This is a genomic window from Edaphosphingomonas laterariae (assembly GCF_900188165.1).
In the GTDB taxonomy this organism is placed as follows: domain Bacteria; phylum Pseudomonadota; class Alphaproteobacteria; order Sphingomonadales; family Sphingomonadaceae; genus Sphingomonas_E; species Sphingomonas_E laterariae.
Genome location: NZ_FZOS01000036.1, coordinates 14534 through 28442, shown reverse-complemented (window position 1 = coordinate 28442; position 13909 = coordinate 14534). Strand labels below are relative to the sequence as shown.

Below are 13909 nucleotides of genomic sequence, written 5' to 3'. Positions count from 1 at the left end.
ATCGCCCCCGGCCACCATCAGGCGATGCCCACGCTGGTGGTTTCGACGCCCGTGGACGACACGAACGCGGCCGGGTGGCGCACGGCGTCGAAACCACCAGCGTGGGCATCGCCTGATGGTGGCCGTGCTTTCGAACGGGTTCACGAGAATGTCGATTTCCGACCAGATGCCGATCAGCAGCTCGGACCAGTCGGCATAGATCAGGCCGTGCTCGTCACCGCTGCCGAGATTGGTCGGCACCTGATTGGAGAACGTCACCGCCTCATTGTGGAAGATCGGCGCGATGCCCACGGGTAGCTTGTTCGCGTCCAGCTCCAGCGAGCAGATTTTCTTGATGAGGTTCGTCGTCAGGAAGCTGCGACGCGCCAGGCCGACATTGGCAATGTCCGCCTTGGCGATCATCTCGGCCGTGGTGGTGAAAAGATCGGTCGCATAGGCATGCGTAGCGATGCCGGCAGTGGTCAACACGCCCTTGGGCTCGTTGGTGCCCCCGCCCTGGATCGCGGCCTTGTCGATCGCCAGCGCGAGATTGCGCGCGAGCATCTGGCGCAACAGCGCTTCCACGTCCGGGCTCGCCTGCAACAGCATGTTGCGGCTCCACTCGCTGAGCGCGCCAGCATGCTTGGGGCTGAGCGTCACCGCGTCGAAATTGGCGTCGTCGGCCGACAGCGCGGCATTCTCCGCCACCCAGCCGATCGCCGGGCTATCCGTCTCGCGCGGGATGCTGAGATTACCGGAAAGGCCGGACAGGACGCGGGCGCCCAGCCCGCGCACCACGGACGACGCGACCAGCGCGGAGATATACTGATCCGGCCGGTGCTCGGTCGGCACCAACTCGGTGCCGGTCGCGGTGGTCAGCACGCGCGTCTCAAAAACCTCGGTCGGGATGAAGATGCCTTCGGCCGAACGGCCGGCGCGCTTGGCAAGCTCCGTCTGAACCTCGCGCTCGAAACCCCAATCCACGGCAAGGCCGGCCGCGCCGGCCAGCGCGCGCGACACGCTGAAGCGCGAACGGATTTCGCCGTCGAGCCGGCCGTCGCCGTTGATCGGTCGGCCGGGCTCGTTCCGCTCCGCGTCGTCGATCGCGCGGGCGCGGCCGATCTTGGCGTCCAACGTCCGCAGCTCGGTTTCGGCGGCGGTGAAGGCTTCGCCATTGTCCGCCTGGTGGGCGTCATTCATGCGAGCGACGATCGCCGCCCGCTGTTCGATCAGATCACTCGTCTTCATGGTCACTCCGTCATACTGGCGGGAGGCCGAAGCCCCCCGCGCGGTGAAAGCCGTCTGCCTCTCGGCGATGGCAAAGGGTCCGACCCGCCGGTGCACCGGCTTCGCATTGCCCAACGCGGCAGCCCGCCCGGTCGGATGGCGGAAGGGGATGGGTGCGCCGTTGCCCGATTGAGCCCCGGAAACCCCGGCATGGTCGGCCGGCCCGCCCCTGAGCATCGGGCTTACCGTTGTTGGCCGCGGCGCAGCGGCCTCAAAGGAAGGGGCGGGGAAATGCCTCACTGGTGAAGGGACTTTCAATTCGCCGTCTGGTCGTCACGAAGATAGCCGCCACAGACCCCTCGCACGTAACGATCAACGTCGTTCAGCTGGACGATGGTCGGCGCGACTGCGACGGGATAGCCGAGGGCAAAAAGGTCGGAATAACGGAACGGCAGTTTGCCGCTTTCCCGTTCGACACCCACAATCCGCGCATCATCGCCGCCGTGGTGGATCAGGAAGGTCAGTGCCGGTTCCGCAAAAAGGCCGCCGGGCCGTCTCACCAAGCCGGGTTCGGGCTCGTTCGCGTAAACGGCATAATCGAAGGCGCCAATATGAGCCCAGCGCGCGGCCGCCAAATACGCCTCTTTCACCGGGACGCCCCTGGCGATCAGGCGAGAACTGGCCGCAATATGCAAAGCGGCGCGAAGTGAAAAGCGGTGTGCGCGGCCATTGCTTTCCGCCTTCGCACCCGCAGGCTGATCGACCGAACCGGCAACGTCGCCGGGCGACCCTTCCCAGAGTTTTAGATCGTCGGCGTAGCGGACAATCCATTGCCGCAACGTCGCCGCAGCGACGAGGGCCCCTTGAGCCACGACGACAAGGGGGAAAAGGGGTTTATCCCAATTTGCGGGGTCGTTGAGGTCGATCATAGCGCTTCCTTGGACAAGTGTCGCAGCTTGTATGCGTCGACATGCGTCCATGGTCAAGTGTCGATGGTGCTGTCCGCCGAAAGATATTCGCTAGTCATGCCCGCCCTCTACGGCCGAGCCACTCGCGATCGGCCCGCGCGATTTCGGCTTCCTGCCACTCGCGGACGGCCTCCACCTCGTTGGTCGGGCCAGCCGATTGGTCGATGCCATAGCGCGGCAACTTGGGCAGCACGCCGACTACCCAATCCGGGTCGGAGATCGGGCAGCCAGGTTCGCGGCGCCATGAGTAATTGTGCGAGATGAAATCGTCTTCGGCGGCTGTGCCATCCAGCTCGTCGCCGTTGGGCTCTATGTCGGGATCGTCGTCGAACGCATCGAGCAGGTCGATCGCGAACTCGATCACGTCTTCCAGGCTGCCACGGTCGAGCCGGGTCAGCGTCTCGCCAAGGGAATCGGTAAACGCTTCAACTTTGGTCGCGCACGACAGCGCGCCCGTGATAGGGGCGTGAATAGCCATTGCGATGCTCCAACATCGTGAGTGGTCAGAGCCGGCGCTAAGGCTGCAACCTTGCGTCGGCTCGTCCTTTCTGGCACCAAGTATTCATCATGTCAATTGATGGTTCCAGAAAGCGCGTTGGGCGCCCCCCTGTTGGATCGACCGCGATCAACCTCCGGCTGCCGCCGGATCAGCTTGCGGCCCTCGACGCCTGGATTGCCTCCCAACCCGATCCCCAGCCAAGCCGGCCGGAAGCGATTAGGCGGGCGCTGAATTTAGTGATTGGCCGAGGTAAATCATAGTTCATGAGCGATTTTCTGCTCCAAGCCCGCCATCAGTCGGTGACGCGCCAGCATGTCTTTCTTCAGGGGGCGGCGGGTGCAGCAATTGCCTTTGCAATACATGAGACCGCAGATCGAACCCTTGAGTGGTCATTAGGTATAATCGCAATTGCTGTTTATGCATGGGCGGTTAGTTTTGTCGGAGGGGTTCTATTCTCGCAGGCAGAACAGGCCGTGTTCGCTGCAAACATGGCGATGAACGACGCCAAACGGCGCGAAGACAAAGAGTCAATTTCTAAGGCTAGTTTGGACTTTTCTGCTTACAACAAGACCGCCGCGCGATATTATAAATTTCAACTTTGGGGTTTATTTGTTGGGGCTGTATTGTACGTTTGCGGGCATGGCGTTCATATCGCTGAGAATAGTTATAGAAAATCCGAGAGCGCGATTGAATTTCTGAATATAAATACAGGTCTGTCTTCCATTAAAGCTGAACATCCGGCGCCCGAGGGCGCACGAAAGGAAACTGAGGTGAGCGCTACCGAGATTGGCGCGATCAAACCCACGCCAGCCCCGTCCCCCGGTACACCTCTGGCCCCTCATCCGTTGCCGCAATCCCGCACGCCATGATCGCGGAAACGATGCCGTCGATCTTGTCGCGGCTCTTGGCCTTGGTGGGCTTACGGTTGCCGGCCGGGTCTTTCTCGACGATCACGTTGCCGGCCTGCCAGCGCAGGATCGGCGAACCGTTGTGCAGCATGCGTCGGTCCAGCACGGCGCGCTCGAATGCGTCAACGGCCGGCGCATAGGATTTGAACCCCGGCACGAACTCTTTCAACGGCAGCTCGATTCCCTCGTCGGATAGCAGCTTGCCCAGATCCTCGAACCGCCAGCGATCGAAGGCGATGCCCTGCACATCGTACATCTGCCGAATGTCGGCCAGCCGGCGGGCAACGGCAGTGCGATCGGTCGCCCGGCCGACGGTGGTTTCGATCCACCCTTCGTCCGCCCAGCGGTCATAGGGCACCCGGTCCCTGTCCACCCTCTCGCGCAGCGTGTCGGCTGGCACGAAATGCCAGGCGAGCAACCGCCCCTCATCGGGGAACCATAGCGCGAGCGCGGTCAGATCGCGCGTGCTCGACAGGTCTAGCCCGCCATAGCAGCGCTTGCCCTCCAGCTCCGTCGGGTCGAACGCTTCGCCGTTGGCGTCCCAATCCAGCGGGCTCAGAAACCGATCATCCGCCGCGATCCGCTGGTTGAGGTTGAGCAGGCGGAATGCCGGTTCGAACGACGGCGACCGCATCGCCATAGACGCGGAATCAGCCAGCTCGTCTTCGTTCAGGAACTCGCCCAACGCGGGGTTTGCCGCGCGCCAGGCGTCGCGATCGTCGAGCGCGCAGTCGGCGGGCGCCGCGTGCAACTGCACGTAGAAGGACGGCACGGGTTCCGCGTCGAGTATCTGCGACCAGAAGTGCAGATCGTCGGCCGCCTGGGTGCTGATCGTGACGCCCAAAGCGTTCTTCCGCTTCGCCATGCCGGTTTTGAGGTTGTCCCACAGCTCGCGCGAGCGCCATTGCGCCACCTCGTCCGCGATCCAGAACGACGGCGCGAGGCCATGCGCCTTTCGGGCGTCGCTGGTCAGTGCGGTCCAAGTCGAGCCCGTCGCCTCCACCTCGATCGACTTGTGCCATTCGCGAATGTTCACCGCCGCCGCCATCCATGGCGTCGCCTCGATGTAGTTGCGGACCATTCGGTAGAGCACGCCCGCCTGGTCGCGATCGAGCGCGGCCGCATAGCATTCGCCATGCGGTTCCTTCATGGGGCCGAGCAGATGGGCGAGCGACAGGCCGGCGAGCAGGGCCGATTTGCCGTTGCCGCGCGCGACCGATAGGCCGGCCAGGCGCACCAGCCGCTCCCCCTCCGCCTCGGCGTACACACCGCGCACGAATTGCTCCTGAAAGGCGAGCAGCTCCATCTTTTCGCCCGCCCGCAGGCCCGACACGATCGGCAGCGTGCGGAGAAATGCCAGTACCTGTTCGGCCGCCGGCATCCCGCGCTTTGACCACGGATGACGCACGCGATTGGCGCCCGGCTTCCGCGCCGCTGCGCGGAGACGCCCGGCCCCCGGTCCCCTCTTACCCATTCCGGTCGCGATCCCCCGAAACTAATTGAGCGTGAGGGACGAGTGCCGGTCCTTCTGCGTCAGCCCTGAGCGATTTTCCGTGCCACGGGTGCGCCGGGTCCAGCGGCGTGCCGTCCGGGTTGCAGCCCCTGCGGGGCTTGCTCGAACGGATCGCGCCGGCCTCCGATCCACGCGCCGTCTTCGCGCCGTGGCAGGACGGGCAGTAGCTGGCGAGGCCCTCATGCCCGGGGAAGGGCGCGCCGCCGTCGCTGATCGCCCGGCGGTGGTCGACGGTGTTCGCGGGCACCAGCCGGCCGATGCGCTCGCATTCCTCGCACATGGGGAAGCGGGCAAGGTGGGCCAACCTAAGTCGCTTCCATGCTGCGGTGTTGTACGGCCAATCAGCCATCGTGCTTGGCTCCATGCTGGCCGGTGCGCTCCGCCACGAACCGCGCGGCGGTTTCCCGGTCCACGCCCAGGGCGACGTAATCGTTGACCGTCGGATTACGGGCCGGGCCTTCATGTCGCTGCACGGCGGTGTCGGCAGGCATGGGAGCATCCCCCGGCTGGGCATCGCCGGCCGGGTCGGGCTGGCCGCGTTCCAATTGGTAGCCCGCGCCATCCGGCCGGTAGCGCTGCTTCAGCCCCAGCTTGCGCATCAGCCGGTTGGTTTCGGCAACCTCGCTCGGGTGAATACCATCGGTTGAACCGATGCTATCCCCCATCCCAACCGTGTCCGCCTTCGTGAACGCTCCCAGCCGCGTGCACATCCGCAATTCGTCCCGCCGGTGGGACCAGAATTCACCGACGGCCGCGTTGATGGCAGGCACGATCTTGCTGGGATGGTCCGCCGTCCGGCGCGCCGCCTCGATGCCGATAGCCAGCAGGTCGGCCGGAATACCATCAAGGGCGGTGGCGGCCGCCGCGAGCCACTCGCCGCGATCATCGGCGCTCATGCCCACGCCGGCGCTGAGAGCCAGAACGGGTGTCAGCTTGGCGATGATCGTTGTCGGCGGCGTCGGCCGCATAGCCTCGTCAGCCACCCGCCACGCGTCGATTATCTCCGAACGCATGCCGCGTGCCGCCTCGGCCGCCGCCGTCTCGTCACCCGACTTCAGGGCCAGAAAGGCGGGCGATCGCGCTACGTGCCGCAGACACTGTTTTCCCCACTCCCTCGCCTCCGTGCTGAGAGCGGTGGGACGACGATCCCGGTGATCCGAAAGATTGGTGATGCTGTTCATTGCGATTGTCCTTGATCGGGAAAAGGCCGGTCCACTGGCGAAGTGTCGATTGGTCGAGCACTGCGCCGGGCGGGTGGCCTGCGTCGGCCAGCTTCCTCAGTTCCTCGATCGCAAGTTCGAGAGCGCGCCGCGTCGGGCGCTTGCCATTCTGCCGGCGCATCTCCAGCCAGCCGCTCCACGCATCGGCGGGAATCCAGTCAGGAACCGCGAAAGCCTCGCCCCCCGATTTCCTCGCGCGCGCTTTCGAAGAAGACGTAGTCTTCTGAGAAGTGATGGTTCTTGATGGTTTGTCCGAAGCGGCTTCGGGGGTGGACGTCGTTCCCTTCGGGGGTGAAGCCGCTTCGGGGGTGCAATCGCTTCGGGGGTGAACGGTATAGCGAACCCCTTTCCCCGGCCGTTCCAAGCGGGACAGGTGCCCCGATTCCACAAGCGACTTGATGGCGGCCTGCACCGTCCGATCCGATTTGCTGCACTTTGCCGCGAGCGAAGCCATCGACGGCCAGCAGACGCCATCGTCGTTCGCCTGATCGGCGAGCGCGAGCAGCACCAGCTTGTCGCTGTCCCCCAGCTTCAGGCCCCAAACGGCCGACATGATGCGGATGCTCATGCCCCGAACCTCAGCGAGAGGATCGGACGTCGAATGCGTTGGCTGGCGGTGGCGGCTGTGCTATCCAGATCGAGGCCGCCCGCATGGTAGCCAATTTCAGCCCTCGCCCCGGTGCCAGCCGGTGCGGGGGCTTTCTCGTTATCGGGCGGATCGGCGTAACGCGGACATAACTCGGACGGGCCCGGCCCGAAGGCCTGCCCGTTTTCCGCTAAACATATTGAAAATGTTGGTCGGGGAGAGAGGATTCGAACCTCCGGCCCCTGCCTCCCGAAGACAGTGCTCTACCAGGCTGAGCTACTCCCCGACACGGAGTGCGATCGCTGTTGATGTCCCTGGGAAGGACGCGACCGGCGAGCCAAGTCGGGCGCCTATAGGGGGGATTTTTTCGGGGATCAAGCGCCTTGATCCGCTTCGCCGAAAGAAAGCGCGGCGGGTGCCTCGGCGGCCGGAAAACCGGGTGGATTCCGCCGGGCATCGCACGCGATGGCGGGCGATCAAGCGTCGCGGGCGGCCAGCATGTCGGCGACGACGACGAATTTTTCGCGGGGTGCGCCGTCGCGCGCGCGCGCTGCTTCGGCCGCTTCGATCCGTTGCCAGTCGGCAAAGCTCACCTTGTCCGCGCCGCGTTCGGCGAGCAGCGAATCGAGACCGGCGCCGCCGCGCTTGCCGGCGGGTTCGGGATGATCGGCGGCGATCGTTTCCGCGATCAGATAGCCGTCAGGCCGATTCGTGCCGATCGTGCCGGTGGGGCCGCGCCGGGCCCAGCCCACCGCGTAGAGATTGTGCGCGTCGACCGGCACGCGGCCATCCTGATTGGCGAATCGGCCGGAGCGTTCGTCATAGGGCACGCCGGGAATCGGCGGGGTGCGATAGCCGATGCAGCTGACGACGAGGCCGCAGGGGATGGCATAGGTTTCGCCGGTGCCTTCGACCTGGCCGTCGCCGGTGGGCCGGGTGCGTTCGACGATCAGGCGTTCGACCTTGCCGTCACCTTCGATCGCGACCGGCCGCGCGAAGAAATCGAAGTCGATCGCGACCGCCTTGTCCTGCGCCAGCGACACGAAGCTGCGCAGATGGCCGACCGATTTGCGCAGGCCGGGTTCGAGCGCGCCGTCGGCATCGTCCGGTGGCAGATCGGCGGCGTCGACATGCGGCACCGCGCGTTCGAGATGGCCGAGCTCGCCCAGTTCCTTGGGGGTCATCTGGATCTGGTGGGGCCCGCGCCGGCCGACCATGGTGACCTTGCGGATCGCGGAATTGCCCAGAGCTTCGAATGCGTGGGCGACGATATCCGAGCCGACGAACTCGGCAGGCGTTTTGGCGAGGATCCGCGTCACATCGAGCGCGACATTGCCGTTGCCGATCACCACGGCCGCCTGCGTATCGAGCGGCGGATCGAGCTTCGCGAAATCGGGATGGCCATTATACCAGCCGACGAAGGCGGCCGAGCCGACGACACCGGGCAGATCGTCCCCCGGAATACCCAGCGCGCGATCGACCGGCGCGCCGGTGGCGAGGATCACGGCGTCGTAAAGGCTGAGCAGTTCGGCGACCGTGACCTGATCGCCGACCGAGACATTGCCGACGAAGCGGACATTGGGCGAGAGCGCCACCTGTTCGTAGCGTCGCGCCACCGCCTTGATCGATTGATGATCGGGTGCGACGCCGAATCGAATCAGTCCGTAGGGGACTGGCAGCCTGTCGATCATGTCGATCGCGACATCGTCGCCGAACTGCTTCTGGCAGGCTTCCGCCGTATAATAGCCTGCCGGGCCCGAACCGATGATCGCGATCTGCCGCATATCCGCTCGCCTCTCCAATATTTTGGGGGGATGGTAACGTGCATGCGGGCGGGCACAAGGGCGGCTCTGCGATTGCAATTCGCAATGTTACACTTCAATGACGCCCGCCGAACATCAGGACACCAACGCCGAAGGAGCCAGACGCCATTCGCCAGATCGCAGCCTTGCCTTATCGTATCGAGGCGGACGGATCTGCGCGGGTGATGCTGATCACGTCGCGCGATACCGGGCGCTGGGTGATTCCGAAGGGCAATCCCATTCGCGGGCTCGACCCGCATCGCGCCGCCGCGCACGAGGCGTTCGAGGAAGCCGGCATCACCGGCATTCCCTGTCCGTCCGCGCTCGGTTCCTACCGTTATCGCAAGCGCAAGAAGAGCGGCGAGGCGCGCACCGCGCGCGTGGCGGTATTTCCGCTCGCCTTCCTTGCCCAGGCGGAGGAGTGGCCCGAGCAGGAGGAGCGCGAAACGCGCTGGTTTTCGCTCGGCGAAGCGGCCGAACTGGTTGACGAACCGCAATTGAAGGAAATGATCGCCGGGTTCCGCGCACCGATTGTGCCGGCCGGCCCGCTGGAACGCGCAGTGGCGCGCGTCCGCAACTGGGGAGCTACCATACCGATGCTGCGCTGGTTCCAGGCCTTGATGCCGAAGCAGGGGCGCTTCTTCGAACAATTCGAAGACCATGCCGCCACTCTGGTAACGGGCGCCGATGCGCTTGCCCGACTGCTGGAGGGCGGCGACGACATGGCGGCCAATATCCGTGAGATCCACGATCGCGAGCATGAAGCGGACGAGATCATCCGCGAGGTGCTGCAGGACGTGCGGCGCATCTTCATCACACCGTTCGATCGCAGCGCGATCACCAGCCTGATCGGCGTGATGGACGATGCGATCGACCAGATGAACGGCACCGCCAAGGCGATCGAGCTCTATGAGGTCACGACGTTCGAACCGCAGATGCGCGACATGGCGGGGATCATCGTCGAGGCCGCGCGGATCATCCAGGAGGCGATGCCGCTGCTGCGATCGATCGGCACCAATGGCGGCCGGCTGCATGAACTGACCGAGCGGCTGGTGCGGATCGAAGGCCATGCCGACGAGATTCACGATGCCGGCCTGAAGGCGCTCTACCGCGCCCATATCGACAGCAAGCCGCTGGAATTCATCGTCGGGCGCGAGATTTACAGCCATCTGGAAAAGATCGTCGATCGCTTCGAGGATGTCGCCAACGAGATCCAGGGTCTCGTGATCGACCACGCCTGACCGGGACCTGCCGACGATGGATGCTGCCGCCCTTTCGCTGCCGCTGCTGGTTGCGCTGATCGGCATCGCGCTGCTGTTCGATTTCCTGAACGGCCTGCACGATGCCGCCAATTCGATCGCGACGATCGTTTCCACCCGTGTGCTCCGCCCGCAATATGCGGTGATGTGGGCGGCGTTCTTCAACTTCATCGCCTTCCTGTTCTTCGGCCTGCACGTGGCCGACACGGTGGGGCGCGGCATCATCAGCGCCGAGGTGATCGACGCGCATGTCATCTTCGGCGCGCTGATGGGCGCGATCAGCTGGAACCTGATCACCTGGGGGCTCGGCATTCCTTCGTCGTCGAGCCACGCGCTGATCGGCGGGCTGCTGGGTGCCGGCACCGCCAAGGCGGGCATCCACGCGGTGGTGTGGAGCGGCGTGTTCAAGACCGCCGCAGCGATCGTGCTGTCGCCGGCCGTTGGCCTGATCCTGGCGCTCGTGCTGGTGCTGATCACCTCCTGGGCGTTCGTGAAGGCGACGCCCAATCTGGCCGATCGCTGGTTCCGCAAGATGCAGTTCGTCTCCGCCTCGCTCTATTCGCTGGGCCATGGCGGCAATGATGCACAGAAGACGATGGGGATCATCGCCGTGCTGCTTTATTCGCAGGGCATGATGTCCGGCGGGTTCCACGTGCCTTTCTGGGTAGTGATTTCCTGCCAGGCGGCGATGGGCCTGGGCACATTGTTCGGCGGCTGGAAGATCGTCCACACCATGGGATCGAAGATCACGCGGCTGACGCCGGCACAGGGCTTCTGCGCCGAAACCGGCGGCGCGCTGACCCTGTTCGGTGCGACCTGGCTGGGCGTGCCGGTGTCGACCACCCACACCATCACCGGCGCGATCGTCGGTGTCGGCTCCGCGCGGCGGCTTTCGGCGGTGCGCTGGAACATCGCCAGCCGCATCGTCGTCGCCTGGGTGGTGACGCTGCCGGCAGCCGCGATCATCGGCGCGCTGTTCTATTGGCTGGCCGGCCTGTTCGGCTGAAGCTGGATGCGGTGGGAGGCCGCGCCTGAGCGCGACCTCCCGGCCTGGGGTTAGTGGGCCGCCTTGGGCGCCGCCGCCGAGGCGTTGGCGGGGAGGCCGCCCAGCTGGCCGACCAACTTGGTATAGGCATCGAGATAGGCGAGCACGATCACCTGGCCGATCTCGGTATTTTCATAGCCGCCCGCGCCCGCGCCGAACGCGCCGCCGCTGAACAGCCCGGCGCCACCGCCAAAGCCCAGATCCTGCTTGCGGGCATAGCCTTCGACCAGCGCCTCTTCCTCGGTGGTGCGGGCATTGACCACCGACAGCGTGACATTGGCTTCCTTCTTCTTGATCGACAGGCCGCCGGCGATCGCGCCGACGGTGCGGCTGCCGAGCAGGCCGCCGACAAGCCCGCCGAAGGAATTGCCGCCGGCATTGCTGTTCGAACTCACGATATCGGGCTGGAGGAAATAGTCCGCCGCCTTCACCTGCCCCTTGCCGATGTTCGAACGCGCCTGAAGCTCGCCGGCGTCGGCCAGCGCGCGTTCCATGTTGCGGTTGGCGAGCGAACGCCCGCGATTGACGAGCGTGAAGCAGCCGGACTTCTGGACGAAGATCTTGATGATCGCTTCGGGGCTGCCGAGGCTGAGTTCCCGCCACCACTGATTTTCGGGCTCGACGATGGCGATGGTGCCCAGCTTGCGCGTGCAGACGGGGATTTCGGCCTGCTTGGCGGCCTGCTGCTTGCGGGCCGAGGATTGGGCGTGGGCGGCCGGTGCGATTGTGCCGGCGACGGCGAGCGCCGTTGCGAGCATCACGATCTTCTTCACGACGTACAGTCTCCCTTTGGAACGGAATTTCCCCTGAAAGACCAGGCCGTTAATATAGGGTGTCGCCTTGCCCTGTGATGCCGATCACAGGGCGGCCGGGGTGGTGCGAGCACATCTCTTTGGCAAGTTCCGCGCTTGATGCTATCGGCGGCGGCAAATCCCTCCATCCTTTCAAGATCGGCCCTTCCGTGACCCCGCTCGACCGCATCCGCAATTTCTCGATCATCGCGCATATCGACCATGGCAAGTCGACGCTCGCCGACCGCCTGATCCAGCGCACCGGTGGCCTGTCGGATCGCGAGATGTCCGCCCAGGTGCTCGACAATATGGATATCGAGAAGGAGCGCGGGATCACCATCAAGGCGCAGACCGTGCGCCTCGACTACAAGGCCAAGAATGGCGAGACCTATGTCCTCAACCTGATGGACACGCCGGGCCACGTCGACTTCGCTTATGAGGTGAGCCGCAGCCTGGCCGCGTGCGAAGGCGCGTTGCTGGTGGTGGATGCCGCGCAGGGCGTGGAGGCCCAGACGCTCGCCAACGTCTATCAGTCGATCGAGCATGACCATGAAATCGTGCCGGTGATCAACAAGATCGACCTGCCGGCGGCGGAGCCCGAACAGGTGCGCGCCGAGATCGAGGAAGTGATCGGCCTCGACGCGTCGGAAGCGGTGCTGGCGTCGGCCAAGTCGGGCATCGGCATCGACGATATTCTCGAGGCGATTGTCACCAAGATTCCGCCGCCCAAGGGCGATGCGACCGCGCCGCTGAAGGCGATGCTGGTCGACAGCTGGTACGATCCCTATCTCGGCGTCGTCATCCTGATCCGCGTCATCGACGGCGTGATCAAGAAGGGCCAGCAGATCAAGTTCATGAACGCCGGCACGACGCACCTCGTCGATCGCGTCGGCTGCTTCCGCCCCAAGATCGAGCAGCTGGGCGAACTGGGGCCGGGCGAAGTCGGCTTCATCACCGCGCAGATCAAGGAAGTCAGCCAGACGGCGGTCGGCGACACCATCACTGACGCGAAGAAGCCTGCGGCCGAACCGCTGGCGGGGTTCAAGGAAGTGCAGTCGGTCGTGTTCTGCGGCCTGTTCCCGGTCGACGCCAACGACTTCGAGAAGCTCCGCGAATCGATCTCCAAGCTGCGGCTCAACGACGCCTCATTCAGCTTCGAGATGGAAACCTCGGCCGCGCTTGGCTTCGGCTTCCGCTGTGGCTTCCTCGGCCTGCTCCACCTGGAAATCATCCAGGAACGGCTGACCCGCGAATATGATCTCGATCTGATCACCACGGCGCCATCGGTGGTCTATCGCCTGCTCCTCATCCGTTCGGCGGGCGAGGCGGAAGCCAAGACGATCGAACTGCACAACCCGGCCGACATGCCCGATCCCAACAAGATCGACAGCATCGAGGAGCCGTGGATCGAAGCGACGATCTATGTGCCCGACGAATATCTGGGCTCGATCCTCAAGCTCTGCCAGGACCGTCGCGGCATCCAGAAGAACCTCACTTATGTGGGTGGTCGCGCGCAGGTAACTTACGAACTGCCGCTCAACGAAGTGGTGTTCGATTTCTACGATCGCCTGAAATCGATCACGCGCGGCTATGCCAGCTTCGATTATCACCAGATCGGCTATCGCGAGGGCGACCTCGTCAAGATGTCGATCCTCGTCAACAACGAGCCGGTCGACGCATTGAGCATGATCGTCCACCGCGGCACCGCCGAAACGCGCGGGCGCGGCATGTGCGAGCGGCTGAAGGACCTGATCCCGCGCCACATGTTCAAGATCCCGATCCAGGCGGCGATCGGCGGCAAGGTGATCGCGCGCGAAACGATTGCCGCGCTGCGCAAGGACGTGACTGCCAAATGCTATGGCGGCGACGCGACGCGCAAGCGGAAACTTCTGGAAAAGCAGAAGGAAGGCAAGAAGCGGATGCGCGAATATGGTTCCGTCAGCATCCCGCAGGAAGCCTTCATCGCGGCGCTCAGGATGGGCGACGAGGGCTGATCCCGGCGACCGGCCCGATGGCGCGGATCGGGCCGTTTTCCGCCGATGGCGACGCGGATCATCGGCCGCGTGACGGCTTGGCGCGGCAAGTGCGGCCGATCCGCTCCATTTGGAGGAG

12 protein-coding genes and 1 tRNA gene are annotated in these 13909 nt (G+C 64.7%); 4 read left to right on the top strand and 9 right to left on the bottom strand.

All coding sequences use genetic code 11. From position 1 onward, the window contains the following. The 3 genes from CHB74_RS18925 to CHB74_RS18915 form a co-directional block, all read right to left on the bottom strand. Positions 1-1227, bottom strand: a 1227-nt coding sequence (locus CHB74_RS18925; RefSeq protein WP_089221069.1) for a phage major capsid protein, incomplete at its 3' end; no start/stop codon positions are given. A gap of 293 nt (positions 1228-1520) precedes the next feature. Continuing rightward, on the bottom strand, positions 1521-2135 hold the full coding sequence (locus CHB74_RS18920; RefSeq protein ID WP_089221068.1) for a hypothetical protein: 615 nt from the start codon (positions 2133-2135) through the stop codon (positions 1521-1523). 94 nt (positions 2136-2229) lie between these two features. Further along, a complete protein-coding gene (locus CHB74_RS18915; RefSeq protein WP_089221067.1) occupies positions 2230-2652 on the bottom strand; it encodes a hypothetical protein in 423 nt (140 codons plus the stop codon). Between the two features lie 284 nt (positions 2653-2936). On the opposite strand from CHB74_RS18915, the gene CHB74_RS21745 reads away from it, so the two are divergent. Continuing rightward, positions 2937-3542 carry a hypothetical protein gene (locus CHB74_RS21745; protein WP_144033859.1) on the top strand — a complete coding sequence of 202 codons (606 nt, stop codon included), beginning with the start codon at positions 2937-2939 and terminating at the stop codon, positions 3540-3542. Here CHB74_RS21745 and CHB74_RS18905 read toward each other — a convergent pair. The 5 genes from CHB74_RS18905 to CHB74_RS18885 form a co-directional block, all read right to left on the bottom strand. Next, positions 3469-4989, bottom strand: coding sequence for a terminase large subunit (locus tag CHB74_RS18905; protein ID WP_245843030.1), 1521 nt, complete (start codon positions 4987-4989; stop codon positions 3469-3471). The genes CHB74_RS21745 and CHB74_RS18905 overlap by 74 nt on opposite strands. 58 nt (positions 4990-5047) lie before the next feature. Beyond that, complete coding sequence (locus tag CHB74_RS18900; protein ID WP_179220925.1) at positions 5048-5443, bottom strand: HNH endonuclease signature motif containing protein; 396 nt, start codon at positions 5441-5443, stop codon at positions 5048-5050. A 695-nt stretch (positions 5444-6138) separates the two neighbouring features. Continuing rightward, a complete protein-coding gene (locus tag CHB74_RS18895) occupies positions 6139-6882 on the bottom strand; it encodes a helix-turn-helix domain-containing protein (RefSeq protein WP_089221063.1) in 744 nt (247 codons plus the stop codon). Positions 6883-7109: 227 nt separating this feature from the next. After that, positions 7110-7186 (bottom strand) — tRNA-Pro (locus tag CHB74_RS18890). Between the two features lie 190 nt (positions 7187-7376). Then, positions 7377-8684, bottom strand: coding sequence for an FAD-dependent oxidoreductase (locus CHB74_RS18885; protein WP_089221062.1), 1308 nt, complete (start codon positions 8682-8684; stop codon positions 7377-7379). A 146-nt stretch (positions 8685-8830) separates the two neighbouring features. Here CHB74_RS18885 and CHB74_RS18880 point away from each other — a divergent pair, with 146 nt between their 5' ends. Together CHB74_RS18880 and CHB74_RS18875 are read left to right on the top strand one after the other, a co-directional pair. Further along, positions 8831-9943: a DUF47 family protein gene (locus CHB74_RS18880; protein WP_179220926.1), complete on the top strand. Its 1113-nt coding sequence runs from the start codon at positions 8831-8833 to the stop codon at positions 9941-9943. A 16-nt stretch (positions 9944-9959) separates the two neighbouring features. Next, positions 9960-10967 (top strand): inorganic phosphate transporter, encoded by a 1008-nt coding sequence (locus CHB74_RS18875; RefSeq protein ID WP_089221060.1) that lies wholly within the window; start codon positions 9960-9962, stop codon positions 10965-10967. 50 nt (positions 10968-11017) lie between these two features. On the opposite strand, the gene CHB74_RS18870 is transcribed toward CHB74_RS18875, so the two are convergent. Further along, positions 11018-11764, bottom strand: a complete 747-nt coding sequence (locus CHB74_RS18870; protein ID WP_089221073.1) for a CsgG/HfaB family protein — start codon at positions 11762-11764, stop codon at positions 11018-11020. A 203-nt stretch (positions 11765-11967) separates the two neighbouring features. Between CHB74_RS18870 and lepA the strand changes: the two genes are divergently transcribed. Then, positions 11968-13791: a translation elongation factor 4 gene (gene lepA, locus CHB74_RS18865; protein WP_089221072.1), complete on the top strand. Its 1824-nt coding sequence runs from the start codon at positions 11968-11970 to the stop codon at positions 13789-13791. Positions 13792-13909: the final 118 nt, after the last annotated feature.

Excerpts from the sequence above, each read along its gene's own strand:
- CHB74_RS18920 (WP_089221068.1), bottom strand. The coding sequence starts at position 2,135 with ATGATCGACCTCAACGACCCCGCAAATTGGGATAAACCCCTTTTCCCC.
- CHB74_RS18915 (WP_089221067.1), bottom strand. The coding sequence starts at position 2,652 with ATGGCTATTCACGCCCCTATCACGGGCGCGCTGTCGTGCGCGACCAAA.
- CHB74_RS21745 (WP_144033859.1), top strand. The coding sequence starts at position 2,937 with ATGAGCGATTTTCTGCTCCAAGCCCGCCATCAGTCGGTGACGCGCCAG.
- CHB74_RS18900 (WP_179220925.1), bottom strand. The coding sequence starts at position 5,443 with ATGGCTGATTGGCCGTACAACACCGCAGCATGGAAGCGACTTAGGTTG.
- CHB74_RS18895 (WP_089221063.1), bottom strand. The coding sequence starts at position 6,882 with ATGAGCATCCGCATCATGTCGGCCGTTTGGGGCCTGAAGCTGGGGGAC.
- CHB74_RS18885 (WP_089221062.1), bottom strand. The coding sequence starts at position 8,684 with ATGCGGCAGATCGCGATCATCGGTTCGGGCCCGGCAGGCTATTATACG.
- CHB74_RS18875 (WP_089221060.1), top strand. The coding sequence starts at position 9,960 with ATGGATGCTGCCGCCCTTTCGCTGCCGCTGCTGGTTGCGCTGATCGGC.
- CHB74_RS18870 (WP_089221073.1), bottom strand. The coding sequence starts at position 11,764 with ATGCTCGCAACGGCGCTCGCCGTCGCCGGCACAATCGCACCGGCCGCC.